The organism is Luteimonas sp. YGD11-2 (assembly GCF_004118975.1).
GTDB classification, from domain to species: domain Bacteria; phylum Pseudomonadota; class Gammaproteobacteria; order Xanthomonadales; family Xanthomonadaceae; genus Luteimonas; species Luteimonas muca.
This window is the reverse complement of sequence record NZ_CP035376.1, coordinates 749,228-773,529: the sequence shown is the minus strand read 5'-3', so window position 1 is coordinate 773,529 and position 24,302 is coordinate 749,228. Positions and strand designations below refer to the sequence as shown.

The window sequence follows — 24,302 nt, the reverse complement described above, 5'->3', positions numbered from 1 at the left end:
CGCCGGCGGATGCGGGACAATGGCGGTTTTCCAGAACCGGGAGCCGCCCGCGATGACCGTCGACCTCGCGCCGCTTTACGCCGACCACCTCGCCACCCTGCAGCGCCGCGCCGCGGTCGCCCTCGAGCGCGGTGGTTTCGACCGCCTCGTCATTCCGGCCGGCACCCTGCATTACCAGGTCTTCGACGACCGCGACTATCCCTACGCCGTGAATCCGCAGTTCAAGGCCTGGGTACCGCTGGTGCGCCATCCCGGCAGCTGGCTGGTGGTGACGCCCGGCGAACGCCCGAAGCTCGTCTACCTGCAGCCGTTCGACTACTGGCACGTCGTGCCGGAAGCGCCATCGGGCTTCTGGGTGGAACACTTCGACGTGGTGGTCATCCGCACCGTGGAAGAAGCCCTGCAGCACCTGCCGGACAACGCCGCGCGGTGCGCGATCCTTGGTGAGCCGCAGAGCGCGCTGGGCGACTTCGTGCCCGGCAACCCGCAGCCGGTGCTGGACTATCTGGACTACCACCGCGCCTACAAAACGCCCTACGAGATCGAGATGATGCGCGCGGCCACTGTTCGCGGCGTACGCGCGCACCGTGCCGCCGAACGCGCGTTCCGTGCCGGCGCCTCCGAGTTCGGCATCCATCTCGCCTACTGCCAGGCCGGGGGCCAGGACAGCACGGAACTGCCGTACAACAACATCGTCGCCCTCAACGAGCATGCGGCCGTGCTGCATTACACCGAGCGCGATCGCCTGCCGCCCAAGCCCGTGCGCAGTTTCCTGATCGACGCCGGCGCCAGCCACGCCGGCTACGCCTGCGACATCACCCGCACCTGGGCCAGCGACCGCGACGGCGAATTCCAGTCGCTGATTGACGCGGTCGACGCGGTGGAACGCGGGCTGTGCGAGCGGTTCACCGCCGGCACCGACTACCGTGAGCTGCACCTCGACGCCCACCTGGCACTGGCCGGCGTGCTGCGCGACGCCGGGGTGATCCGGATGTCGCCGGAAGCGGCGCTCGAATCGGGCGTGAGCAGCAGGTTCTTCCCGCATGGCCTTGGCCACGGCATCGGCCTGCAGGTCCACGACGTCGCGGGCTTTGCCGCATCGGATGCGGGCGGCACCCTGCCGAAGCCCGAGGGCCATCCCTACCTGCGCCTGACCCGTACCCTCGAGCCGGGGATGGTGGTCACCAACGAGCCCGGCATCTACTTCGCCGACCTGCTGATGCGCGAGCTGCGCGAAGGGCCGCACGCCGGCGAGGTCGACTGGGACCGCGTCGACGCGCTGCGCCCGTACGGGGGCATCCGCATCGAGGACGACCTGGTGATCACCGCCGACGGTGCGCCGGTCAACCTGACCCGCGACGAGTTCGCCCGCACCGACGGCTGACGGTTCCGCCGGATGCGACGCGGCCGGGCGCTCAGCCCGGCCCGGCCATGAAGGCCTCGATCTCCCCGGCGCTGCGCGCAAGCCCGGCGGTGAGGACCTCGTGGCCATCGCGGGTGATCGCGAGGTCATCCTCGATGCGCACGCCAAGCCCGCGCCACTTGGCAGCCACGCCGGCCGCGTCGGGCGGGATGTAGAGCCCCGGCTCGACGGTCAGCACCATCCCGGGCTCGAGCAGCCGCGATTCGCCCTCGATGCGGTAATCGCCGACATCGTGCACGTCCAGGCCCAGCCAATGGCCGGTCTTGTGCGGATAGAAGCGCTTGTAGGCGCCATCGGCGATGAGCTTCCGGGCGCGGCCCTTGAGCAGCCCCAGCTGCAACATGCCGTCCACCAGCACCTCCACCGCGGCGTCGTGGATCGACGCGTACGGCACGCCCGGCCTCGCCTGGGCGCAGGCCTGCGCATGCGCGGCCAGCACCACGTCGTGGAGTGCCCGCTGTGCCGGGCTGAAGCGGCCGCTGGCGGGGAACGTCCGGGTGATGTCTGCGGCGTAGCCGCGGTATTCGGCTCCGGCGTCGATCAGCACCAGGTCGTCGGCGCCGATGCGCGCGCGGTTGGCGCGGTAATGCAGCACGCAGGCGTTGGCGCCGGTGCCGATGATGCTTTCATACGCCGGCTGCGCCTCGTTGCGGCGGAACACGTATTCGAGCTCGGCCTGCAGGTCGTACTCGTGCATGCCCGGGCGCACCGCGCGCATCGCCGCGGCATGCGCCTCGACGCTGATCCGCGCCGCCCGCTTCATGAGCCGCAGTTCGTCGCGCGACTTGAACAGCCGCATCTCGTCGAGCAGGTGACCGAGCTCGAGGAACTCATGCGGCGGCTGCGCACCCAGCCGCACCTGTGCGCGCACCCGGTTGAGCCAGCCGATCAGCTTCAGGTCGAAGTCGGTATCGCGGCCGAAGTGGTAGTAGACGCGGGTGCGGCCTTCCAGCAGGCCGGGCAGGATCTCGTCGAGGTCGTCGATCGGATACGCATCGTCCATGCCGAGTGCATCCACCGCGCCTTCGGGCCCCACCCGCGGGCCGTCCCAGGCCTCGCGCCCGGGGTCGCGCTCGCGGCAGAACAGCAGCGCCTCGCCATGCGCCCGGCCGGGTACCAGCACCAGCACCGCATCGGGCTCCTCGAAGCCGGTGAGGTACCAGAGGTCGGAATCCTGCCGGTACGGGAAGTGCGTGTCGCGGCTGCGCACGCGCACCGGCGCGGACGGCAGCACCAGGATCGCGTGGTCGCCCGCCATGCGCATGAGCTGGCGGCGACGGCGGGCATACGGATCCGACGCGTTGCGTGCAGCCGACATCGCGTCAGTTCAGCCGCTGGCGGTGGCGCGGCCCCAGCGCGCAATCACCGTGCAGCAGCAGCACCGCGACGCGGACGAACTCCTCGAGCTCGGCCAGCGCGCTTTCCTCCTCGTCGTCTCCGGCCTCCTGGGGCGCGGCCGCGGCCAGGCGCGCCAGGTCCGTCAGCGCCTCGCGACCCTCCTCGGACAGTGCACCCGCCTCGCCGGCAGCAAGTCCGAACGCACCGAGGAACCCGCGGCACCACTCGAACAGCGCGCCACTGCGCTCATACAGCGAGGCCGTCGGTTCCGGCAGCAGCAGTTCGAAACCGAAGTCGCGGTCTTCCAGCTGCGCCGCAGTCGCCGCACGCAGGCCGTCGAGCGCCTCGTCGTCGCCCAGTTCGGGGTCCGCCAGCGCCCGCCCCAGCCAGCCGGCCTTGCCATCGCCACCGCCGGCCATCCATCCGGCGACCATGCCATGCAGCTCCGGCACGCTGGCAGTCAGCCCCAGCCGGTGGATCGAACGGCCGATGTCGGCGGCGGCGGGAAGTTCGTGCTCGGACACGGCGGCGGTCCTGTTGCGGAGGGGCGCACCAGTCTAGAGCCTGCCTGCGCCACTGGCACCCGCCGGTGCCGCCCCGTGGCTGTCGAACCCTGCGCGGTCGCCGCGCATCTTGCTGCCCGTGGTGGGCAGTGCCTACACTCGTTTGCCGCCGCCTGCGGCCTGGAGTTGCCCGCACGTGGCCGATCCACCCGATCCGCGCCTCCTCGTCGCCATCGCCCTTGTCTGCGCCACGCTTGCGGTCATCGCGGCCGTGCTGGCATGGCGGCAGCATGTGCGGCACCGCGAGGAGATCGGCGTGCTGCGGCGGCGCAAGGAGCGCCTGAAGCAGGCGCTGTGGGCCACCGGCGAGCGTTACTGGGACTACGACCTCGCGACCCAGCGGGTGACCCTGCTGGAAACCGAACGCGGCGACGGCAGCCTGCGCCTGCACGAGCGCGACATCGACCTCGAGCAGGTGCTGCTGCCCGGCTACCTGGACACCGCGCGCGAGCGGATGGCGGCCTATCTCTCGGGCCAGGTGCGCAGCTTCGAGTACGACATGCGCGTGCACGCCGCTGACGGCCGGTTGCGCTGGGTCCGGGTGCGCGGCCGCACGGTCGAATCCGATGCGGCGCGGCGGCCCCGGCGCGTTGCCGGCACCCTCGTCGACATCACCCGTGCGCGCAGCCAGGAGCGCGACCGTCGCATCGCCACCGAAGTCCTGCGCAGCATGAGCGAGGCGGTGTCGGTGGTCGACGCCGACTTCAACTTCGTCACGGTCAATCCGGCCTTCGCCCGGATGACCGGCTACGCGGCGGAGGACGTGCTGGGCCGCAATGCCCGGGTGCTCGACAGCGAGCAGCACGAGCCGGCCTTCTACGAACACATCCGCAAGCGCCTGGTGCGCTCGGGCCGCTGGAGCGGCGAGATGTGGCAGCGGCGCTCGGACGGCGATGAATTCCTCTGCGCGATCGAGGCCAGCGCGGTGGAGTCCGATGACAGCGAGGACTCGACGCTGTACGTGACCGTGCTCAACGACATCACCCAGCAGAAGCGCACCGAGCAGGAACTGCGCTACCTCGCGAATTTCGACACCCTCACCAACCTGCCCAACCGTTCGCTGCTGTCGGAGCGGCTGTCGCGCGCGATCGTCCGCGCGCGCCGCGAGGGCACGCGGATCGCGGTGCTGTTTCTCGACCTCGACCGCTTCAAGGACATCAACGACTCGCTCGGACACGCCGCCGGCGACCGCATCCTGCGCGCCGCGGCGACCCGCCTGCAGCAGACGGTCGGCGAGCAGCACACCGTCGCGCGGCTGTCGGGCGACGAGTTCACCGTGATCCTGGAAGGCATCGAAGGCGCGCAGGAGGCCGAGCGCACCGCGCGCGAGATCATCATGGCCTTCGAGGCGCCGCTGCTGCTGGATGCCCGCCAGGAGATCGCGATCTCGCCGTCGATCGGCATCAGCCTCTACCCGGACCATGGCCAGGTACCGACGGAACTGCTCAAACGCGCCGACACCGCGATGTACCAGGCCAAGAGCGCCGGACGCCGCACCTTCATGCGCTATGACGACGCGATGGATGCCAGCACACGGCAACGCGCCCGCCTGTCCGCCGGGCTGCGCAAGGTGCTCGACCGCGGTGAGCTGCGCCTGGTGTTCCAGCCGCGGCTGAGCCTGGCGCGGTCGCGCATCAGCGGTGTCGAGGCGCTGCTGCGCTGGTACAGCGACGAGCACGGCGAAGTGGCGCCGGACGACTTCATCCCGCTCGCCGAGGAAAGCGGGCTGATCCTCGAGATCGGCGAATGGGTACTGCGCGAGGCCTGCCTGACCCTGCGCCGCTGGCAGCAGCACGGCGCGGGGGATCTCACCCTGTCGGTCAACGTGTCGATGCTGCAGTTGTTGCGGGGCAACTTCCCGGACGTGGTGCAACGCGTGCTCGAGGACACCGGGCTGGAGCCATCGGTGCTCGAGCTGGAACTGACCGAGAGCGTGCTGATGGCCAATGCCGCGCAGAGCGCCGCCACCCTGCAGGCATTCCGCGCCCTGGGTGTATCGCTTGCGATCGACGACTTCGGCACGGGCTACTCGTCGCTGGCCTATCTCAAGCGGCTGCCAATCAACACCATCAAGATCGACAAGGCGTTCATCGATGGCCTGCCCGCGGATCCCGAGGACGTGGCCATCACCAGCACGGTGATCTCGATGGGCCACTCGCTCGGCCTGCGGGTGGTCGCCGAAGGCGTGGAAACCGAAGCACAGCTCGGGTTCCTGGCCCAGCAGCGCTGCGACGAGGTACAGGGGTTCTGGCTGTCGCCGCCGCTGGATGCACACAGCGCGCTCGGCTTCATCCGCAACTGGGACGGCGCGCGCCAGGCTCCGCGTGCGCACGCCAGCGGCCTGCCTTGACCGCCCCCCGGCCGCTGCCTATCGTGCCGCCATGGACCATCCCGATGTCGCCGCCCAGCTTCGCGCAGTTGCCAGCCGCATCGATGGTCTGGTCGACCGCGTGCAGCGGTTGACCGAGGAGAACCGCAGCCTGCGCCAGCAGCAGGAACAGCTGAGCGGCGAGCGCTCGCAACTGCTGGCGCGAAACGAGCAGGCACGCACGCGTGTCGAGGCGATGATCGCCCGGCTGAAGTCGCTCGAGCAGCACACGTGAGCGCTGGCGAACCGGTCAACATCCGCGTGCTCGACCGCGAGTACACGGTGGGTGTGGCCCCGGGCGAACGCGATGCGCTGATCGCCGCGGCGCGCCTGCTCGACACCCGCATGCGCGAGCTGCGCGGCAGCAACCGGATGGCAGCGATCGACCGCATCGCGGTGCTGACGGCACTGAATCTGGCAGCGGAGCTGCAACAGCTGCGCAACGAGCAGGACGCGCGCGAGCGCGAACTGCGGCAGGCGATGGCGGCCATCGAGCGCAGGCTCGATGCCCTGGGGTAAGCCGGCCGTGTGACGGTGGCGGCGCGGTCACCTCGTGCACACGCAACTGAACTTTCACCGGCCGGGTCACCGGTGTGCGCATGCGTAATCCGTGCGCGGCGCTATACTTGCCCCACGTCCTCTGCTGTGTCGACAGCCTGCAAAACATTCGCCTTGTCCCTTAATACGACCTTGGGGATGTGACGGATCCGGGTGTGCAGGTCCGCTCCGTGCGGAAAGCCCGATGGATCCCCAGCGTTCCCACTTGAACCCCGGGTTCAAGGTCGTTTCGCAGGCATCTTCATTGGCGGAGGACGTATTGAATTCCAGCCGCGGGCGCGGCGGTAGCCGGGTGACGTACCCGCTACCGCCGCGCCCGCTGCGTTTCGGGCCCGACATGACGAAGCACGCGTGCTGGGCGACAATGGCGCCGGTGCATATCATCACTTTCCTGCCGTGACGGTCGACCGCGACGCCCTGCGCCGTGAACTGCGGCAGCGCCGCCGCGACGTCCCGCCGGCGCAACGCATCCACGCAGCCGAAGCGGTCGCCGCACGGCTCGGTGCGCTGCCTTTCATGCCGACGCAGGGATACGTCGCCGGTTACTGGGCGATGGATGGCGAAGTCGCCCTGCATGTCTGGCAGCTGCGGCTGCCGCCGGGGCTTGTCTACTGTCTGCCCGTGCTGCACGAGGATGGGCGGCTGCGGTTCGCGCCATGGCGTGCCGGCGATCCGCTGGTGACCAACCGCTTCGGCATTCCCGAACCGGACCTCGGGCCCGAAGCCTGCCTGGAGGCCGACGACATCGCCCTGGCGGTGCTGCCGCTGGTGGCCTTCGATCGCCATGGCCAGCGGCTGGGCATGGGCGCTGGCTGGTACGACCGGACCTTCGCCGGACGCCGCCATCGTTCGGGTCCGCCGTGGCTTGCTGGGGTCGCGTACGCGTTCCAGCAGGTGGGCGAACTCGACGCCCGCGATTGGGATGTGCCGCTCGACGCCATCTGTACCGAATCCGACACCCTGCTTACGGCGGCCCTATGAGCACGCGCAAACGCTATTGGCTGATGAAATCCGAACCCTCGGATTTCTCCATCGACGACCTCCAGCGCGTCGGCACCGAACCGTGGACCGGGGTGCGCAATTACCAGGCGCGCAACTTCATGCGCCAGATGCAGGTCGGTGACGGCGTGCTGTTCTACCACTCCAACACCCAGGTGCCGGGCATCTACGGACTCGGCGAGGTGGCGTGCACCAGCTACCCCGACCCGACCCAGTTCGAGCGCAGGTCGAAGTACTTCGACGAGAAGGCCACCCTCGAGGAACCACGCTGGTACCTGGTCGACGTGAAGTACGTGCGCCATCTGGACAACCCGGTACCGCTCGACCTGATCCGCACCCACGCCGACGCACTCGGCGAGGAATTCGCACTTATCCGCAAGGGGAGCCGGTTGTCCGTGCTGCCCGTGACCGCCGCGCAGTGGAAGATCCTGCTCGGCCTCGAACACAAGGGCTGACCGATGTCCGAAAGCAAGCGCCTCGCCGGCGAAAAGGCGATCGAGTTCGTCGAGGACGGCAGCATCGTCGGCGTCGGCACCGGCTCCACCGTCGCCTATTTCATCGACGCGCTGGCGCGTATCCGCGGGCGCATCGAGGGTGCGGTATCCAGCTCCGAACAGAGCACCGCGCGACTGAAGCAGCATGGCATCCCGGTCATCGACCTCAACGCCGCAGGCCCGCTGCCGCTCTACGTCGACGGTGCCGACGAATGCGACCCGGGCAAGTGCCTGATCAAGGGCGGCGGTGCAGCGCTGACGCGCGAGAAGATCATCGCCCAGGCAAGCGCCCGTTTCGTGTGCATCATCGATCCCGCCAAGCGGGTCGAGATTCTCGGTCGCTTCCCGCTCCCGGTCGAGGTGATCCCGATGGCGCGCAGCATGGTGGCCCGGGAAATCGTCGAGCTCACCGCGGGCCAACCGGTCTGGCGCGAGAACGTCGTCACCGACAACGGCAACTGGGTACTCGACGTGCATGGGCTGGAGATCACCGATCCGGTGGCGATGGAGCAGCGCCTCAACCAGATTCCGGGCGTGGTAAGCGTCGGCCTGTTCGCGCGCCGCCGGGCCGACGTGGTGATCGTGGGTGGCGAGCCGCCGCTGGTGCTGTAACTGCCTGCACTGCAGGCCGATACCGACTTCGCGCGCTGCTGCATTCGTCCAGGGCGTGAGGCACCTGCCCCAGTCGTTACGGCACCAGCACACACGAAGCGCGGCACGCCGGCCCGGTCCTGCGTGAGCTCAGCGTCCTTCAGGTGCCCCGATGCACACGTCGGCGTGACAGCGGAGGCCGGATCCAGCGCGGCAAGGTGAAGGCCAGCGGGCAAGGGTCGCGGTCGCGGACGGCACCGGCACACCCTTGATCCACCGAACAACGACGGTGAGTTGACCATGTGCGGGGCAGGATCGGGCGATGGATCTGCCCGCCTTCAAGTCGTATGCGGACCGCTCCGGAAAGTCCGGGGTGCTCGCGTACGCGCTGCTGCCGGGCTCCATCCTGTTGCGCTTCGCGGACGATCGATACATCTACCTCTATGACGACGTCGTGCCGGGCGCCGCTGATGTCGAGGCCATGCGCGAGCGGGCCGAAGCGGGCAGCGGGCTCGCGACGTACGTCAACCAGCACGTGCGCGGCCGCTATCGCGCGCGACTCGACCCGGAAGCGTCCTGAGGCAGGTCCGTCTGGCCAAGGCGGTCCGCGTGGCCAAGGCGCGACGGGCCACAGCATGGCATCGAAGGATGCCCCGGCATGTTCGGGGCACGTGGCCCGGACTCCGATATACACACGGACCCTGCTCTACCGCGCAGCCTGCACGGTGGCTGGGGCCGAAGCTCTGTCCGGCCGCGCACCCTCTCGCACTACGACTCATCGGTCAGCAGCGACAGGCGGGATATGAAACAAAGAAAAACCCCCCGCCGGATACCGGCGGGGGGTTTCAGGGTAAAGACCCTGGCGATGACCTACTCTCGCATGCTGAATGCACACTACCATCGGCGCATATGCGTTTCACTTCCGAGTTCGGAATGGGATCGGGTGGTTCCACACAGCTATTGTCACCAGGGAGAGGGTGGAGGGTCGCCGGGACTGTCGCGGATGCGACAGAGCAGCGCTCACGCTCTCGAGGGGTGGGATTGTAGCGAGCATTTTGAAATCGTGTCGTCGACGTGTTGTCGAGGCCTCGGTCTTCGCATGTTTCGGCGAAGCCACTTGAGGTTATATGGTCAAGCCGCACGGATCATTAGTACTGGTTAGCTCAACACATTGCTGTGCTTACACACCCAGCCTATCAACCACCTGGTCTTGATGGTTCCTTCAGGGGAGTCAAGCTCCCGGGAGATCTCATCTTGAGGCACGCTTCCCGCTTAGATGCTTTCAGCGGTTATCGTTTCCGAACGTAGCTACCCGGCAGTGCCACTGGCGTGACAACCGGAACACCAGAGGTTCGTCCACTCCGGTCCTCTCGTACTAGGAGCAGCCCCTCTCAAATCTCCAACGCCCATGGCAGATAGGGACCGAACTGTCTCACGACGTTCTGAACCCAGCTCGCGTACCACTTTAAATGGCGAACAGCCATACCCTTGGGACCGACTACAGCCCCAGGATGTGATGAGCCGACATCGAGGTGCCAAACACCGCCGTCGATATGAACTCTTGGGCGGTATCAGCCTGTTATCCCCGGAGTACCTTTTATCCGTTGAGCGATGGCCCTTCCATACAGAACCACCGGATCACTAAGTCCTAGTTTCCTACCTGCTTGATCCGTCGATCTTGCAGTCAAGCACGCTTATGCCTTTGCACACAGTGCGCGATGTCCGACCGCGCTGAGCGTACCTTCGAGCTCCTCCGTTACTCTTTGGGAGGAGACCGCCCCAGTCAAACTACCCACCATACACGGTCCCCGACCCGGATTACGGGCCCAGGTTAGAACGTCAAGCACGACAGGGTGGTATTTCAAGGATGGCTCCACCACAGCTAGCGCCATGGTTTCACAGCCTCCCACCTATCCTACACAGACGAACTCAACGTTCAGTGTAAAGCTATAGTAAAGGTTCACGGGGTCTTTCCGTCTTGCCACGGGAACGCTGCATCTTCACAGCGATTTCAATTTCACTGAGTCTCGGGTGGAGACAGCGCCGCCATCGTTACGCCATTCGTGCAGGTCGGAACTTACCCGACAAGGAATTTCGCTACCTTAGGACCGTTATAGTTACGGCCGCCGTTTACCGGGGCTTCGATCAAGAGCTTCGCCTTGCGGCTGACCCCATCAATTAACCTTCCGGCACCGGGCAGGCGTCAGACCCTATACGTCCACTTTCGTGTTTGCAGAGTCCTGTGTTTTTGATAAACAGTCGCAGCGGCCTGGTCACTGCGGCCCCCGATCGCTATAGCCCGCATGGGCCACGACCAAGGGCGCACCTTCTCCCGAAGTTACGGTGCTATGTTGCCTAGTTCCTTCACCCGAGTTCTCTCAAGCGCCTTAGAATTCTCATCCTGCCCACCTGTGTCGGTTTACGGTACGGTCTGCGTGAGCTGAAGCTTAGGGGCTTTTCCTGGAAGCGTGGGATCAGTGACTTCAGTCTAATGACCTGGTCTCGGTGCTCGGTCTTGAAGGGGCCCGGATTTGCCTAAGCCCCAAACCTACCGCCTTTCCCCGGGACAACCAACGCCCGGTACACCTACCCTTCTCCGTCCCCCCATCGCACTCACGCGAGGTGCTGGAATATTAACCAGCTTCCCATCGACTACGCATTTCTGCCTCGCCTTAGGGGCCGACTCACCCTGCGCCGATTAACGTTGCGCAAGGAAACCTTAGGCTTTCGGCGTGCGGGCTTTTCACCCGCATTATCGTTACTCATGTCAGCATTCGCACTTCCGATACCTCCAGCGGACTTCTCAATCCACCTTCGCAGGCGTACGGAACGCTCCTCTACCGCGTACATATAAATATGCACACCCCAAGCTTCGGTTCAGTGCTTTAGCCCCGTTAAATCTTCCGCGCAGACCGACTCGACCAGTGAGCTATTACGCTTTCTTTAAAGGATGGCTGCTTCTAAGCCAACCTCCTGGCTGTCTGTGCCTTTCCACATCGTTTCCCACTTAGCACTGAATTTGGGACCTTAGCTGTGGGTCTGGGTTGTTTCCCTTTTCACGACGGACGTTAGCACCCGCCGTGTGTCTCCCATGCAGTCCGTCTCGGTATTCGGAGTTTGCCATGGTTTGGTAAGTCGCGATGACCCCCTAGCCATAACAGTGCTCTACCCCCGAGAGGATTCACATGAGGCGCTACCTAAATAGCTTTCGAGGAGAACCAGCTATCTCCGGGTTCGATTAGCTTTTCACTCCTAATCACACCTCATCCCCTACCTTTGCAACGGGAGTGGGTTCGGGCCTCCAGTACCTGTTACGGTACCTTCACCCTGGGCATGACTAGATCACCCGGTTTCGGGTCTATTGCCCGCGACTATGCGCCCTTATCAGACTCGGTTTCCCTTCGCCTCCCCTATACGGTTAAGCTTGCCACGAACAATAAGTCGCTGACCCATTATACAAAAGGTACGCAGTCACTCCTTGCGGAGCTCCTACTGCTTGTACGCACACGGTTTCAGGGTCTATTTCACTCCCCTCGCCGGGGTTCTTTTCGCCTTTCCCTCACGGTACTGGTTCACTATCGGTCGGTCAGGAGTATTTAGCCTTGGAGGATGGTCCCCCCATGTTCAGACAGGGTTTCTCGTGCCCCGCCCTACTCAATTTCATCGACATGGCCCTTTCACGTACTGGGCTATCACCGTCTATGGCCAGCCTTTCCAGACTGTTCCGCTAGAACCACATCGACTTTTGGGCTGTTCCCCGTTCGCTCGTCACTACTCAGGGAATCTCGGTTGATTTCTTTTCCTGCGGTTACTTAGATATTTCAGTTCACCGCGTTCGCCTTGCATGGCTATGTATTCACCATGCAATACCTCTTGCGAGGTGGGTTTCCCCATTCGGACATTGCCGGATCAAAGCTTGTTGCCAGCTCCCCGACACTTTTCGCAGGCTGCCACGTCCTTCATCGCCTCTGACCGCCAAGGCATCCACCGTGTGCGCTTATTCGCTTGACCATATAACCCCAAGTCGCCTCGGAGTTGAATGTGTCCGCGGGTACAAACCGCAGACGCGAATTTCAACGACATCAAGTTTTCAGGGGATTTGCTCCCCCGCCTTAGCCTCTACGACACGTCTGGACATTTCGTTCCAAAACGCTCGCTACATCCCAATTTTCAAAGATCATGGCCCCGCCTCAACGCGGAACCCATCTAATTCTTTCGTGTACGCCGTCATCCAGAAAAACTGGTGGGTCTGGGAGGACTCGAACCACCGACCTCACCCTTATCAGGGGTGCGCTCTAACCACCTGAGCTACAGACCCAAATCACTTGGGCTCAACCCTGGTGGAGCCAGTCGGGATCGAACCGACGACCCCCTGCTTGCAAAGCAGGTGCTCTCCCAGCTGAGCTATGGCCCCATGTAAGGGACTGTTCCGGCCTGTGCCGAAACTTTCTGGATGCAGGTGACTTGTGCGGACGCCTGGACGGTGGAAGCCGTCCGGTCTCTAAAGGAGGTGATCCAGCCGCACCTTCCGATACGGCTACCTTGTTACGACTTCACCCCAGTCATCTGCCACACCGTGGCAAGCGCCCTCCCGAAGGTTAGGCTACCTGCTTCTGGTGCAACAAACTCCCATGGTGTGACGGGCGGTGTGTACAAGGCCCGGGAACGTATTCACCGCAGCAATGCTGATCTGCGATTACTAGCGATTCCGACTTCACGGAGTCGAGTTGCAGACTCCGATCCGGACTGAGAGAAGGTTTCTGGGATTGGCTTGCCCTCGCGGGTTTGCAGCCCTCTGTCCTTCCCATTGTAGTACGTGTGTAGCCCTGGCCGTAAGGGCCATGATGACTTGACGTCATCCCCACCTTCCTCCGGTTTGTCACCGGCGGTCTCCTTAGAGTTCCCACCATTACGTGCTGGCAACTAAGGACAAGGGTTGCGCTCGTTGCGGGACTTAACCCAACATCTCACGACACGAGCTGACGACAGCCATGCAGCACCTGTGTTCCGGTTCCCGAAGGCACCCTCCGATCTCTCAGAGGTTCCGGACATGTCAAGGCCAGGTAAGGTTCTTCGCGTTGCATCGAATTAAACCACATACTCCACCGCTTGTGCGGGCCCCCGTCAATTCCTTTGAGTTTCAGTCTTGCGACCGTACTCCCCAGGCGGCGAACTTAACGCGTTAGCTTCGATACTGAGTGCCAAATTGCACCCAACATCCAGTTCGCATCGTTTAGGGCGTGGACTACCAGGGTATCTAATCCTGTTTGCTCCCCACGCTTTCGTGCCTCAGTGTCAGTGCTGGTCCAGATGGCCGCCTTCGCCACGGATGTTCCTCCTGATCTCTACGCATTTCACTGCTACACCAGGAATTCCGCCATCCTCTACCGCACTCTAGCCTGCCAGTATCCAATGCAATTCCCAGGTTGAGCCCAGGGCTTTCACATCAGACTTAACAAACCACCTACGCACGCTTTACGCCCAGTAATTCCGAGTAACGCTTGCACCCTTCGTATTACCGCGGCTGCTGGCACGAAGTTAGCCGGTGCTTATTCTTTGGGTACCGTCAGAACAATCGGGTATTAATCGACTGCTTTTCTTTCCCAACAAAAGGGCTTTACAACCCGAAGGCCTTCTTCACCCACGCGGCATGGCTGGATCAGGCTTGCGCCCATTGTCCAATATTCCCCACTGCTGCCTCCCGTAGGAGTCTGGACCGTGTCTCAGTTCCAGTGTGGCTGATCATCCTCTCAGACCAGCTACGGATCGTCGCCTTGGTGGGCCTTTACCCCGCCAACTAGCTAATCCGACATCGGCTCATCTATCCGCGCAAGGCCCGAAGGTCCCCTGCTTTCACCCGTAGGTCGTATGCGGTATTAGTCCCGGTTTCCCGAGGTTATCCCCCACGTATAGGCAGATTCCGATGTATTCCTCACCCGTCCGCCACTCGCCACCCAGGGAGCAAGCTCCCCTGTGCTGCCGTTCGACTTGCATGTGTTAGGCCTGCCGCCAGCGTTCACTCTGAGCCAGGATCAAACTCTTCACTTAAGTCTTGCATAGGGCCGAAACCCCATTAAAGCTTGAGTGCAGTCGTCGTCCGGAGCTCGAATTCAATCACTCGCATTTGCATGCTTGGAATCGACTCTGTGCTCTTTCGAACGTCTGCGTTGTTGGATGGTCATCCAGCCGCCAGACGTCCGCACAAGTCTCCTGCGTACACTGTCAAAGATCTTCAGGTTCCGGCCTCAGCGCCGCGAACCCCTTGTTTCCGTACCGCGACGTTTCCGTCGAGGTGAGCCGCCCATCTTAGCGCGGATCGTGTTTCTGTCAACACCCTGTGAAACTTTTTTTTCGCCCCGACCGTGCGCCTGGCTCGAATCGGGCCGCGCATTCTAGCGCGATCATCTTCCGCGTCAACCCCTCGTGACGACCGGGTCGAACCGCCGCAACGATGGTCTGCCGAAGCGGGCGCGCATTGTGCCGATCTACGGACGGAAGTGGAAGCCCCGGAGTGCTTGACGGGGTGCGGCTGGTCGTCGATGTTCAGCTCCCGCAACCGGATGACGCCTGCCATGACCTTTCGCCCCCTGCTCCGCATCGCACTGGCCTGCCTCGTACTGCTGGCGACCGCCTGTGCGACTGCGGGCGGGCGATGGGTGGAGCTGGGCGGCGAGCGCTACATCGTCGAGGTCGCCGACGACGACGCCAGCCGCGCCCGTGGGCTGATGTTCCGCGACTCGATGCCGCGCGATCACGGCATGCTCTTCATCCATGAGGAGGAGCGCCCGCAGGCCTACTGGATGAAGAACACCCGCATCCCGCTGGACATCCTCTACTTCGACAGCGGTCTGCGCCTGGTATCGCAGCAGCGGGATGTGCCGCCGTGTACTGCGGGCGACCGCTGTCCACCCTACCCCAGCGCAGCGCCGGCGCGCTTCGTGCTGGAACTCAATGCGGGGGAGGCGGCCCGGCTGCAATTGCAGGACGGCGCGCAACTGCAGGTGGGCCCAGGCATCGATATTCCGCGCTGAACGCCCGGCCGGCGGTGTCTTGCAACGCTCCACGCCGCGGCGCAGGCTCGCAGCATGCATGAGCGGACCCCGCTGCCGAACTGGGCCGGCCTCGCCGCGCTGGATGATGATGCGATCCCGCTGTTCTCCAGTGCGCTGCTGATCGCCCGTGACGAGTACCCGGACCTCGATCCTGCGGTCTACGGGGAGTTGATCGCGGCACATGCGGCCGCGCTGCGCCCGCGCGTGGATGCCGCGTCGCACTGGCCGCTGAAGATGATGGTCATCAACCGCTACCTGTTCGAGGAACAGGGCTACACCGGCAACCACGAGACCTACGACGATCCGCGCAACAGCTACCTCAACGAGGTCTGCGAGCGGCGCCTTGGCATCCCCCTCTCGCTGGGACTGGTGCAGATGGAGGTCGCCCGGCGACTCGGGCTGCCCCTGGATGGCGTGTCGTTCCCCGGCCATTTCCTGGTGCGGCTGCCGGTGGATGGTGGCGTGCTGGTGATGGACCCGTTCAACCGCGGCCGCCCGCTCGATGTGGACGAGCTGCGCGAACGCGCGCTCGCGCACCTGGATGGCACCGGGCTGGATGACCAGGTGCTGCAGCAGATCCTGCATCCCGCATCCAACCGCGCGATCCTGGTGCGGATGCTGCGCAATCTGTACGCGGTCTACGTCAAGTCCGGGGACTGGGAGCGGGCGCTGCGCTGCATCGACCGGGTGCTGCACCTGCTGCCGGACAACGCCGACGCCCTGCGTGATCGCGGGCTGTGCTATTTCCGCATGCGCCACCTGCGTGGCGCGCGCGACGACCTGACGCGCTACCTGCAGGCGCGCCCGGGTGCCGGGGACGCGGAGCGCGTGCGTGAACTGCTGATCGTCGCAAGCGGCGAACGCTCGCGGCTGCATTGACCGTGCGCCACGCGCGACCGGCCCGCCGCGGGCCGGCTCAGAGCGGCATCATCTCGAAATCGTCCTTGGTCACGCCGCAGTCCGGGCAGGTCCAGTCCTCGGGCACGTCCTCCCAGCGCGTTCCCGGCGCGATGCCCTCGTCCGGCATGCCAAGCGCCTCGTCGTAGATGAACCCGCACACCACGCACATCCAGGTACGCAGGGTGGAGGCGGCGGTGCTGTCGGTCATCGGATAATGGTCGCGTCGGGCATTCCGGCATTCTCCCACAGCACCCGAGCGAGTTCCGTGCCTGCATCCGTCCCACAGCGCCCGTGTGGCCTGTACCTGATCACCCCTGACGACATCGATACCGCCAGGCTGCTGTCGCGTGTCGAATCCGCGCTGCCTTACGCCTGCTGGCTGCAGTACCGCAACAAGCTGGCCGACGCTTCGTTGCGTCATGAACAGGCCGCCGCGCTGCTCGTGCGTGCACGCGGGCACGGTGTGCGGCTGCTGATCAACGACGACGTGGCGCTCGCGGCACGCATCGGTGCCGATGGCGTGCATCTCGGCGAGGGCGATGGCGACCTGGCGCAGGCGCGTGCGTTGCTGGGACCGGAGGCGCTGGTTGGCGCCTCCTGCTACGACGACATCGCGCGTGCGCGGCGTGCCGTGGAGGCCGGCGCCGATCATGTGGCCTTCGGTGCCTTCCACCCGAGTGCGACCAAGCCGGGCGCACGTCGCGCCCATCCCGATCTGCTCGGCCAGGCCGCGGCGCTGGGCGTGCCGCGGGTGGCCATTGGCGGGATCACCCCGGACAATGCAGGCCCGTTACTCGATGCCGGCGCGGATCTCATCGCGGTGGTTGGTGGCGTCTTCGATGCACCCGACCCGGTGGCCGCGGCCCGCGCATATCGCGCCGCGTTCGACCGCGCGCGCGCCTCGTCCTGATCCACTTTTCCGGCGTCGATCACGACGCCCTACCGGAGTTCCGACATGCAGCACGCACGTTCCCAGCAGTTGTTCCAGCGCGCCAGCGAGTTGTTGCCCGGCGGAGTGAACTCGCCGGTGCGCGCGTTCGGCTCGGTCGGCGGCACGCCGTTTTTCGTCGAGCGTGCAGACGGCGCGTACCTGTACGACGTCGACGGCAACCGCTACATCGACTACGTCGGCTCGTGGGGGCCGATGATCGCCGGCCACAACCATCCGGCAGTGCGCCAGGCGGTGAAGCAGGCACTCGGCAACGGGCTGTCATTCGGCGCACCGTGCGCCGCGGAGGTGACGATGGCCGAAACGCTGACCCGGCTGGTGCCATCGTGCGAGATGGTGCGCATGGTCAACTCCGGCACCGAGGCCACGCTGTCGGCGATCCGCCTGGCACGCGGGGCCACCGGCCGCAGCCGCATCGTGAAGTTCGAAGGCAACTACCACGGCCATGGCGACTCGTTCCTGGTCAAGGCCGGCAGCGGCGCGCTGACCTTCGGCGTGCCGAATTCCCCGGGCGTTCCGAAGGCGCTGGCAGACCTCACGCTCACCCTGCCCTACAACGACTTCGACGCCGCGACGGCGCTGTTCGCCGAGGCCGGTGACGGGATCGCCGGCCTGATCATCGAGCCGGTCGCCGGCAATGCGAACTGCCTGGTGCCGCGCGACGGCTTCCTGCAGCACCTGCGCGAGCTGTGCACGCGCCACGGCACGGTGCTGATCTTCGACGAGGTGATGACCGGCTTCCGCGTGGCCCTGGGCGGCGCGCAGGCGCGCTATGGCGTGACGCCCGACCTCACCACCTTCGGCAAGATCATCGGCGCGGGCATGCCGGTGGGTGCGTATGGCGGCCGCCGCGACCTGATGTCGCAGATCTCGCCGGCGGGCCCCGTCTACCAGGCCGGCACGCTGTCGGGCAATCCGGTGGCGATGGCCGCTGGGCTGGCGCTGCTCGGGGTGATCCAGGAGCCGGGCTTTCACGACCGCCTCGAGGCGCATGCCAATGCGCTGTGCGATGGACTGGAAGCGGCCGCGCGCGATGCCGGCGTTCCCTTCACCACCAGCCGGGTGGGCGCGATGTTCGGCATGTTCTTCACCGATGCACCCAAGGTCGACACCTATGCGCAGGCGGTGGCCTGCGACACCGCGGCGTTCTCGCGGTTCTTCCACGCGATGCTCGAGCGTGGCGTGTTCCTGGCACCGTCGGCGTTCGAGGCGGGGTTCGTGTCGTCGGCACACGACCGGCAGACGCTGGACGCCACGCTTGCCGCTGCGCGCGAGGCGTTCGCGGTGGTCGGCGCGGGTTGAACGACGACGCCCACCACACCGGTCAACGGTGTGGTGGGCTCCGGCCCCTTCAGCGGCCGGCAGGTGCAGCGGCGATAACGCTGCGCAGCGCGCGGGCCAGGCGCTGCAGCCCCTCGGCCACATCGGCATCGGTGATGGTCAGCGCCGGCACGAAGCGCAGGACATCCGGCCCGGCCTGAAGCGCCATCAGGCCTTCGCGTGCACAGGCATCGAGGATCTCGCCGGCGCGGCCGGCATAGGGATCGCGCAACTGTGCGCCCAGCATCAGGCCGCGGCCCCGCACCTCGGAAAACACCCGGAGCTCGGCATCGATCGCCTGCAGGCCATCGCGCAGCGCGCGCGACTGGCGGGTGACATTGGCCGCGACTTCGGGCGACGACAGCTTGCGCAGCGCCACGCGCGCCACCGCGCTGGCCAGCGGATTGCCGCCGAAAGTGCTGCCGTGCGCGCCGAACTGCATGACGTCGGCCACCTTCGGGCCCGCGAGCATCGCGCCCACCGGAAAACCGCCGCCCAACGCCTTGGCGAGGGTGACGATGTCGGGCACCACGTCGTCCTGCCAGTGCGCGAATAGCGTGCCGGTCCGGCCCATGCCGCACTGGATCTCGTCGAGCACCAGCAGCGCGCCGTGGCGATCACACAGTTCCCGCACCGCGCGCAGGTAACCCGGCGCCACCGGCGTCACCCCGCCCTCGCCCTGCACCGGCTCGAGCATGACCGCGGCAACGTCGCCGGCGGCCATCGCCACTTCCAGCCCGGTGAGGTCGTTGAAGTCGACGTAGCGGAAGCCCTGCGGCAGCGGCTCGTAGCCGGCCTGGTACTTCGGTTGTGCGGTGGCGGTGACCGCCGCCAGGGTGCGGCCGTGGAAGCTGCCACGGCAGGTCACGATCACCCGCTGCTGCGGGCTGCGGCCTTCGCCCGATGCCCACTTGCGCACCAGCTTGATCGCCGCCTCGTTGGCTTCGGCACCGGAGTTGCACAGGAACACGCGGCGGGCGAAGCGCGAGGCGGTGACCAGTTCCTCGGCGAGCCGCAGCGGTGGCTCGCTGTAGAACGCGTTGCTGGTGTGCCAGAGCCGGCCGGCCTGCTCCACCAGTGCGGCGGTGAGGTCGGGGTCGCAGTGACCGACGCTGCACACCGCGATGCCGGCGGCGAGGTCGACATAGTCGCGGCCCTCGCTGTCCCAGAGCCGCGAACCCTCGCCACGTGCGAGCACGAGGTCGCGCGGCCGGTACACGGGCAGCCAGTAACGCCCGGCGAGTGCGGTGAGCGAAGCCGCAGGAGCAGCGGTGTGGTTCATGGCAGAGTGTCGTCCGGCACGACCCGTCGTTCGGGCCGCCGCCATTATCCGCCCTCGCCGCCGACACCGCATGTCCAGCCCCGATTCCGACGCCCCCGACGCCCCACGCCCAGCCCACCCCGACACCATCGCCGCGCACGCCGGGGTCTCGCCCGACCCGGCCAACGGCGCGCTGACCGCAGCCCTGCAGCTGTCGACCACGTTCGAGCACAACGCCGATGCGCAGACGCCGCTGGGCTTTCTCTACCAGCGTCACGACAACCCCAACCAGCAGCAGCTGGAACGCGTGCTGGCGCGGCTGGATGGGGGCGCGCGCGCGCTGTTCTTCGCCACCGGCATGGCCGCCGGCGCCGCGGTGCTGCAGGCGCTGCCGCCGGGCAGCCACCTCGTCATCGCCGACGACACCTATTTCGGCTACCGGGCGCTGATCGCTCGCTTCCTGGCACCGCACGGGCTGCGCCATACCGTGGTCGATGCCACCGATCCCGACGCGGTGCGCGCCGCGCTGTCGACGCCGACCGCGCTGTTGTGGGTGGAAACACCCTCCAATCCGCGGCTGAAGGTCTGCGACATCGCCACGCTCGCGGCACTGGCACGTGAGGCGGGCGCGCGGTTGCTCGTCGACGGCACCTTCGCGCCGCCGCCGCTGCAGCATCCGCTCGCGCTCGGTGCCGACATCGTGCTGCACTCGACCACCAAGTACCTCAACGGGCATGGTGATGCGATGGGTGGCGCGCTCACCTTCGCCGCCAACGACGACCTGGCTGCGGCCTGCTACGACGTGCGCCGGATGTTCGGCAGCAGTGCCTCGCCGTTCTCGGCGTGGATGACGCTGCGCGGCCTGCGCACGCTGCCGGTACGGCTGGAGCGACACTGCGCGAACGCGGCCGCGGTGGCCGCGTTCCTGGCCGGGCATCCGCGGGTGGCGGCGGTGCATTACCCGGGCCTCGAGGCGCATCCGGGCCATCTGGTGGCCACGCGGCAGATGCGCGGCTACGGCGGCATGCTGTCGTTCGAGCTGCACGGCGGGCGCGAGGCGGCGCTGGCCACCGCACGGCGCCTGCAGCTGTTCACCAACGCCACCTCGCTGGGTTCGACCGAGTCGCTGGTCGAACATCGCGCATCGATCGAAGGCGCCGACAGCGTCAGCCCGGCCGGGTTGCTGCGGCTGTCGGTGGGACTCGAACATGCCCAGGACCTGATCGACGACCTCGCGCAGGCGCTGCACGCGTGACGCGCACGTCGCGGCCCCAGGAACTCGCCGACAGTGATGATCGGCCGCTGCTGGCACCTGCCCGCGAACACGGCTGGCGACGCGCAATGTTCGACGTGATCTACCGGCACGACACGCCACCTTCGAGGAATTTCGACCTGATGCTCATGGTCGCCATCCTCGCCAGCGTGCTGGCGGTGATGCTCGACAGCGTGGCCTCGATCAACCTCGCCCACGGCCGCCTGCTGTACGGGCTGGAGTGGGCGTTCACCCTGATCTTCACCGCCGAGTACGTGTTGCGATTGCTGGTGGTGAAACATCCGCTCCGGTATGCGGTCAGCGTCTGGGGCGTGATCGACCTGCTGTCGATCCTGCCGACCTACCTGTCGTTGCTGATGCCCGGCAGCCAGAGCCTGCTGGTGGTGCGCATCCTGCGCATCCTGCGCCTGTTCCGCATCCTCAAGCTCACGCGCTACATGGAGGAAAGCACCGTACTGGTGCGGGCGCTGTGGCGCAGCCGACGCAAGCTCTTCGTCTTCATCTTCAGCGTGCTGACGATCGTGGTCGTGGCGGGGGCGCTGATGTACGTCGTCGAAGGACCCGAGCACGGGTTCGAGAGCATCCCGCTGAGCATGTACTGGGCGATCGTCACCGTGGCCACCGTCGGCTTTGGCGACATCGTCCCGCAGACCGTCGGCGGGCGCTTCATCACCTCGCTGCTGGTGCTCACCGGCTACAGCATCATCGCGGTGCCCACCGGCATCTACACCGCCGAACTGGTCACCAGCCTGCGTGAATCGGGCGGTGGGGGCGGCGACGCCCCGCCCCGTGCATGCGTGGCCTGCGGGCTCCACGGGCATGCCGATGACGCGCTGCACTGCCGACGCTGCGGCCAGCAGTTGTCAGTCGCCGGGGCGGAATCGACGACTGGCCCCTGAGGCTCAGTCCAGGAACAGGTCCGGATACAGCGGCCTGGAGGGATCCACCGCGTAGGCGTCGAAGTCCTCGACGCCGGCCTCGCGCAGCACGTCCTCGTCGATCAGGAACCGGCCGCTGAAGCCCGCCGCCGGGCGCGTCAGCACCGCGTGCGCGGCGTCGGCCATGATCGCCGGCGTGCGCGCACCGGCAGTGTCGACACCGGGAATCATGTTGAGCGCATCGGTGGCGATGATGGTGCGCGGCCACAGTGCGTTGACCGCCACCCCGCGCGGCCCGAACTCCGCGGCAAGCCCCAGGGTCACAAAGCTCATGCCCATCTTGGCCAGGGTGTAGCCGGTGTGCGGGCCCCACCATTTCGGGTCCAGCGACGGCGGCGGCGCCAGGGTGAGGATGTGCGGGTTCGGCGCCTCGAGCAGATGCGGCAGGCAGGCCTGCGCGCACAGGAAGCTGCCGCGCGCGTTGACCTGCTGCATCAGGTCGAAGCGCTTCATCGGCGTCTCCAGCGTGCCGCGCAGCCAGATCGCGCTGGCATTGTTGACTAGGATGTCGATGCCGCCGAAGGCATCGACCGTTGCCGCCACCGCGGCGCGCACCTGGTCTTCCTCGCGGATGTCACAGCGCAGTGCCAGCGCCTGACCACCCGCGGCGGTCACGGCCTGCGCCGCGGTGTGGATGGTGCCCGGCAGGCGCGGGTTGGGTACGTCGGACTTCGCGACGATCGCGACGTTGGCGCCGTCGCGGGCCGCGCGCTCGGCGATCGCCAGGCCGATACCACGCGATGCGCCGGTAATGAACAGGGTCTTGCCCGCAAGTGATGCCATGGAACCTCCTCACGCCGCGGTGCCGGCGGCTGCCTAGACTCGGTGCGTCGCCGCTCCGGCGCCGCTGGAGGGATCATCCCATGCGATCCATGTTGCTTGCCGGCTGCATCGCGGGCCTGCTGCTTGCAGGCTGCCGGCAGGCCGGGCCCGGTCCGGCAATGCAGACGCCGGCAACCGGCGCCTCCAACGCGATCCTGCCGCCGCTCGACGACGGCGCGCAGGATCCGCCGCCGTCGCGCGTGCCGGGTCCCGAAGCGGTCTGGAACGGGCCCCTGGAGCACTGCCGCACCGGGACCGGCGCAGTGGACGCCTGCCTGGCCGACGCGATGCGCGCAGGCGATGCGTCGGCTGCGGCAATCGCCGTGAGCGAGCGCCTGCGCGGGCGCGGCGAAGCGGGCCATGTGTCGGCCTGGGAGGAGCGCGACGGCGTGGGCGTCGCCACCATCGGATACCCCTTCCGCGCCAATACCAATCACGGCACCTGGCTGGTGGACAGCCGCGGTCGCCCGACCGATGTCGACAGCCTGGCGGAATCCGCACTGTCGGTGCCGTCCATCGAGGCCTTCCGCACCTCGCATCCCGATGCGCGCGCATTCGCGCCGGCGGAGTTCGTCGAACGCCAGGCGCTGCCCGAGGGCGGCGTGCGCTTCATCTATGCGACACCGCTGCGCACCTGCCATGCCTGCGAGACGCTCGGCCACCTGAAGGTGGCCTACGACTTCGACAGCAGCCGCGAATTCGCCGGCCAGCAGGTGCTGGGCATCGAATGAGCGCGGTTCACGGTTTCGGCCCCTGCCCCTCGTTGTCTTCCCAGCGCAGGATCCGGCGCGTGACCACCCGGTAGACCGGCTTGCCGGTGCGGAACCAGAGGTTGCGCAGCCACGAGCGCCGCTTCAGCAACCGCTTCTCGACCGGCGTAAGCGCCTCGCGGCAGTACATGCGCTTGTGCTTGAGGAGATGGCGCAGGTCCTCGCGGAACAGCAGGCGCATCCACGGCGCGCGCGGATCGCCACGGGTGGCGAGCTGGAAATCGATCAGTGCCGGGCGGCCATCCTCGAGCACCAGCCAGTTCGCCTCCTTGGCGAGGTCGTTGTGCGCCACGCCGCGCCGGTGCAGCTGCTGCAGCAGGCGGCGCGCCTGGTGGAAGTAGGCCACGTCGCCGCGCGGCGGGCGCTGGTACATGGCATTTCCGGCCATGAAGCTGCGGTCCAGGCGGCGGCCGGTCCAGTCGAGCAGCCGCGGCGTATCGGGCATGCCGTCGATGGCCTGCAGCGCGCGCGCCTCGCGCCGCGCCAGCCACCACGCCGGCAGCCGCAGCCATAGCGGCACATGGGCGAGATCGCGGCGCACGAAGCGGTGGCCGTGGGCGTCTTCCATCAGCGAGATGCGGCCGAAGCTGTCGGCCTTGAGTGCACGGCGTTCCGTGGCATCGGGACGTGTCATCGCTGCAGTGTACGTGGGCGCACGAGCCTGTCGCGAAGCTGGCCGGGCC

The 24,302-nt window shown here is 66.5% G+C and carries 21 protein-coding genes, 2 tRNA genes, 3 rRNA genes and 1 other RNA gene; 16 read left to right on the top strand and 11 right to left on the bottom strand.

Going from position 1 to position 24,302, the window contains the following annotated elements; all coding sequences use genetic code 11:
• Positions 1-52 precede the first annotated feature (52 nt).
• Positions 53-1,384, top strand: a complete 1,332-nt coding sequence (gene pepQ / locus ERL55_RS03505) for a Xaa-Pro dipeptidase (protein WP_129135193.1) — start codon at positions 53-55, stop codon at positions 1,382-1,384.
• 31 nt (positions 1,385-1,415) lie between these two features.
• On the opposite strand, the gene ERL55_RS03500 is transcribed toward pepQ, so the two are convergent.
• Positions 1,416-2,741, bottom strand: coding sequence for an aminopeptidase P N-terminal domain-containing protein (locus ERL55_RS03500; protein ID WP_129135192.1), 1,326 nt, complete (start codon positions 2,739-2,741; stop codon positions 1,416-1,418).
• Between the two features lie 4 nt (positions 2,742-2,745).
• On the bottom strand, positions 2,746-3,285 hold the full coding sequence (locus tag ERL55_RS03495) for a UPF0149 family protein (RefSeq protein ID WP_129135191.1): 540 nt from the start codon (positions 3,283-3,285) through the stop codon (positions 2,746-2,748).
• Positions 3,286-3,460: 175 nt separating this feature from the next.
• Between ERL55_RS03495 and ERL55_RS03490 the strand changes: the two genes are divergently transcribed.
• The 8 genes from ERL55_RS03490 to ERL55_RS03455 all read left to right on the top strand — a co-directional run bounded on the left by ERL55_RS03490 (position 3,461) and on the right by ERL55_RS03455 (position 8,914).
• Positions 3,461-5,674 (top strand): EAL domain-containing protein, encoded by a 2,214-nt coding sequence (locus ERL55_RS03490; RefSeq protein WP_241685822.1) that lies wholly within the window; start codon positions 3,461-3,463, stop codon positions 5,672-5,674.
• Positions 5,675-5,705: 31 nt separating this feature from the next.
• Entirely contained in the window at positions 5,706-5,927 is a 222-nt protein-coding gene (locus ERL55_RS03485) for a TIGR02449 family protein (protein ID WP_100323675.1), read from the top strand.
• Positions 5,924-6,211 carry a cell division protein ZapA gene (locus tag ERL55_RS03480; RefSeq protein WP_129135189.1) on the top strand — a complete coding sequence of 96 codons (288 nt, stop codon included), beginning with the start codon at positions 5,924-5,926 and terminating at the stop codon, positions 6,209-6,211. Before ERL55_RS03485 ends, ERL55_RS03480 begins: the two co-directional genes overlap by 4 nt.
• Positions 6,212-6,326: 115 nt before the next feature.
• Positions 6,327-6,508, top strand: a non-coding RNA gene (ssrS, locus tag ERL55_RS03475) — 6S RNA.
• 138 nt (positions 6,509-6,646) lie between these two features.
• Positions 6,647-7,231 carry a 5-formyltetrahydrofolate cyclo-ligase gene (locus ERL55_RS03470; RefSeq protein ID WP_129135188.1) on the top strand — a complete coding sequence of 195 codons (585 nt, stop codon included), beginning with the start codon at positions 6,647-6,649 and terminating at the stop codon, positions 7,229-7,231.
• Entirely contained in the window at positions 7,228-7,704 is a 477-nt protein-coding gene (locus ERL55_RS03465; protein ID WP_129135187.1) for an EVE domain-containing protein, read from the top strand. The genes ERL55_RS03470 and ERL55_RS03465 overlap by 4 nt, the downstream gene beginning before the upstream one ends.
• Before the next feature lie 3 nt (positions 7,705-7,707).
• Positions 7,708-8,355: a ribose-5-phosphate isomerase RpiA gene (gene rpiA / locus ERL55_RS03460; RefSeq protein WP_129135186.1), complete on the top strand. Its 648-nt coding sequence runs from the start codon at positions 7,708-7,710 to the stop codon at positions 8,353-8,355.
• 301 nt (positions 8,356-8,656) lie between these two features.
• Positions 8,657-8,914 carry a hypothetical protein gene (locus tag ERL55_RS03455; protein ID WP_129135185.1) on the top strand — a complete coding sequence of 86 codons (258 nt, stop codon included), beginning with the start codon at positions 8,657-8,659 and terminating at the stop codon, positions 8,912-8,914.
• A gap of 277 nt (positions 8,915-9,191) precedes the next feature.
• On the opposite strand, the gene rrf is transcribed toward ERL55_RS03455, so the two are convergent.
• From rrf to ERL55_RS03430, 5 genes are all read right to left on the bottom strand, one after another.
• Positions 9,192-9,305: ribosomal RNA gene (gene rrf, locus ERL55_RS03450) — 5S ribosomal RNA — on the bottom strand.
• 156 nt (positions 9,306-9,461) lie between these two features.
• A 23S ribosomal RNA gene (locus tag ERL55_RS03445) occupies positions 9,462-12,345 on the bottom strand.
• Positions 12,346-12,575: 230 nt separating this feature from the next.
• Positions 12,576-12,652, bottom strand: a tRNA-Ile gene (locus tag ERL55_RS03440).
• Between the two features lie 20 nt (positions 12,653-12,672).
• Positions 12,673-12,748 (bottom strand) — tRNA-Ala (locus ERL55_RS03435).
• A gap of 89 nt (positions 12,749-12,837) precedes the next feature.
• Positions 12,838-14,382, bottom strand: a 16S ribosomal RNA gene (locus ERL55_RS03430).
• Together the 16S, 23S and 5S rRNA genes with 2 tRNA genes alongside form the textbook arrangement of a ribosomal RNA operon.
• 524 nt (positions 14,383-14,906) lie before the next feature.
• On the opposite strand from ERL55_RS03430, the gene ERL55_RS03425 reads away from it, so the two are divergent.
• Together ERL55_RS03425 and ERL55_RS03420 are read left to right on the top strand one after the other, a co-directional pair.
• The gene (locus ERL55_RS03425) at positions 14,907-15,365 is read left to right on the top strand and encodes a DUF192 domain-containing protein (protein ID WP_129135184.1); all 459 of its coding nucleotides are present in this window, start codon (positions 14,907-14,909) and stop codon (positions 15,363-15,365) included.
• A 54-nt stretch (positions 15,366-15,419) separates the two neighbouring features.
• Positions 15,420-16,265, top strand: a complete 846-nt coding sequence (locus ERL55_RS03420; RefSeq protein ID WP_129135183.1) for a SirB1 family protein — start codon at positions 15,420-15,422, stop codon at positions 16,263-16,265.
• A gap of 37 nt (positions 16,266-16,302) precedes the next feature.
• Here the strand turns inward: ERL55_RS03420 and ERL55_RS03415 are convergent, their stop codons facing one another.
• Entirely contained in the window at positions 16,303-16,494 is a 192-nt protein-coding gene (locus tag ERL55_RS03415) for a rubredoxin (protein ID WP_129135182.1), read from the bottom strand.
• 57 nt (positions 16,495-16,551) lie between these two features.
• Here ERL55_RS03415 and thiE point away from each other — a divergent pair, with 57 nt between their 5' ends.
• Both thiE and hemL read left to right on the top strand, forming a co-directional pair.
• Positions 16,552-17,196 carry a thiamine phosphate synthase gene (thiE, locus tag ERL55_RS03410; protein ID WP_241685821.1) on the top strand — a complete coding sequence of 215 codons (645 nt, stop codon included), beginning with the start codon at positions 16,552-16,554 and terminating at the stop codon, positions 17,194-17,196.
• A 45-nt stretch (positions 17,197-17,241) separates the two neighbouring features.
• Positions 17,242-18,537, top strand: coding sequence for a glutamate-1-semialdehyde 2,1-aminomutase (gene hemL, locus ERL55_RS03405; protein WP_129135180.1), 1,296 nt, complete (start codon positions 17,242-17,244; stop codon positions 18,535-18,537).
• Positions 18,538-18,586: 49 nt separating this feature from the next.
• Here hemL and ERL55_RS03400 read toward each other — a convergent pair whose 3' ends face one another.
• On the bottom strand, positions 18,587-19,837 hold the full coding sequence (locus ERL55_RS03400) for an acetylornithine transaminase (protein WP_129135179.1): 1,251 nt from the start codon (positions 19,835-19,837) through the stop codon (positions 18,587-18,589).
• A gap of 70 nt (positions 19,838-19,907) precedes the next feature.
• Here ERL55_RS03400 and ERL55_RS03395 point away from each other — a divergent pair, with 70 nt between their 5' ends.
• Together ERL55_RS03395 and ERL55_RS03390 are read left to right on the top strand one after the other, a co-directional pair.
• A complete protein-coding gene (locus ERL55_RS03395; protein WP_129135178.1) occupies positions 19,908-21,071 on the top strand; it encodes a PLP-dependent transferase in 1,164 nt (387 codons plus the stop codon).
• A gap of 86 nt (positions 21,072-21,157) precedes the next feature.
• Positions 21,158-21,988: an ion transporter gene (locus tag ERL55_RS03390; protein ID WP_129137184.1), complete on the top strand. Its 831-nt coding sequence runs from the start codon at positions 21,158-21,160 to the stop codon at positions 21,986-21,988.
• A gap of 3 nt (positions 21,989-21,991) precedes the next feature.
• Here the strand turns inward: ERL55_RS03390 and ERL55_RS03385 are convergent, their stop codons facing one another.
• Positions 21,992-22,810, bottom strand: a complete 819-nt coding sequence (locus ERL55_RS03385) for an NAD(P)-dependent oxidoreductase (RefSeq protein WP_129135177.1) — start codon at positions 22,808-22,810, stop codon at positions 21,992-21,994.
• 80 nt (positions 22,811-22,890) lie between these two features.
• Here ERL55_RS03385 and ERL55_RS03380 point away from each other — a divergent pair, with 80 nt between their 5' ends.
• Positions 22,891-23,580, top strand: a complete 690-nt coding sequence (locus ERL55_RS03380) for a hypothetical protein (protein ID WP_129135176.1) — start codon at positions 22,891-22,893, stop codon at positions 23,578-23,580.
• 7 nt (positions 23,581-23,587) lie between these two features.
• Here the strand turns inward: ERL55_RS03380 and ERL55_RS03375 are convergent, their stop codons facing one another.
• Positions 23,588-24,253: a serine/threonine protein kinase gene (locus tag ERL55_RS03375; protein WP_129135175.1), complete on the bottom strand. Its 666-nt coding sequence runs from the start codon at positions 24,251-24,253 to the stop codon at positions 23,588-23,590.
• Positions 24,254-24,302: the final 49 nt, after the last annotated feature.

Excerpts from the sequence above, each read along its gene's own strand:
- ERL55_RS03420 (WP_129135183.1), top strand. The coding sequence starts at position 15,420 with ATGCATGAGCGGACCCCGCTGCCGAACTGGGCCGGCCTCGCCGCGCTG.
- ERL55_RS03400 (WP_129135179.1), bottom strand. The coding sequence starts at position 19,837 with ATGAACCACACCGCTGCTCCTGCGGCTTCGCTCACCGCACTCGCCGGG.
- pepQ (WP_129135193.1), top strand. The coding sequence starts at position 53 with ATGACCGTCGACCTCGCGCCGCTTTACGCCGACCACCTCGCCACCCTG.
- ERL55_RS03485 (WP_100323675.1), top strand. The coding sequence starts at position 5,706 with ATGGACCATCCCGATGTCGCCGCCCAGCTTCGCGCAGTTGCCAGCCGC.
- ERL55_RS03380 (WP_129135176.1), top strand. The coding sequence starts at position 22,891 with ATGCGATCCATGTTGCTTGCCGGCTGCATCGCGGGCCTGCTGCTTGCA.
- ERL55_RS03385 (WP_129135177.1), bottom strand. The coding sequence starts at position 22,810 with ATGGCATCACTTGCGGGCAAGACCCTGTTCATTACCGGCGCATCGCGT.
- ERL55_RS03425 (WP_129135184.1), top strand. The coding sequence starts at position 14,907 with ATGACCTTTCGCCCCCTGCTCCGCATCGCACTGGCCTGCCTCGTACTG.
- ERL55_RS03395 (WP_129135178.1), top strand. The coding sequence starts at position 19,908 with ATGTCCAGCCCCGATTCCGACGCCCCCGACGCCCCACGCCCAGCCCAC.
- ERL55_RS03500 (WP_129135192.1), bottom strand. The coding sequence starts at position 2,741 with ATGTCGGCTGCACGCAACGCGTCGGATCCGTATGCCCGCCGTCGCCGC.
- hemL (WP_129135180.1), top strand. The coding sequence starts at position 17,242 with ATGCAGCACGCACGTTCCCAGCAGTTGTTCCAGCGCGCCAGCGAGTTG.
- rpiA (WP_129135186.1), top strand. The coding sequence starts at position 7,708 with ATGTCCGAAAGCAAGCGCCTCGCCGGCGAAAAGGCGATCGAGTTCGTC.
- ERL55_RS03415 (WP_129135182.1), bottom strand. The coding sequence starts at position 16,494 with ATGACCGACAGCACCGCCGCCTCCACCCTGCGTACCTGGATGTGCGTG.
- ERL55_RS03390 (WP_129137184.1), top strand. The coding sequence starts at position 21,158 with ATGTTCGACGTGATCTACCGGCACGACACGCCACCTTCGAGGAATTTC.
- ERL55_RS03455 (WP_129135185.1), top strand. The coding sequence starts at position 8,657 with ATGGATCTGCCCGCCTTCAAGTCGTATGCGGACCGCTCCGGAAAGTCC.
- ERL55_RS03465 (WP_129135187.1), top strand. The coding sequence starts at position 7,228 with ATGAGCACGCGCAAACGCTATTGGCTGATGAAATCCGAACCCTCGGAT.
- ERL55_RS03375 (WP_129135175.1), bottom strand. The coding sequence starts at position 24,253 with ATGACACGTCCCGATGCCACGGAACGCCGTGCACTCAAGGCCGACAGC.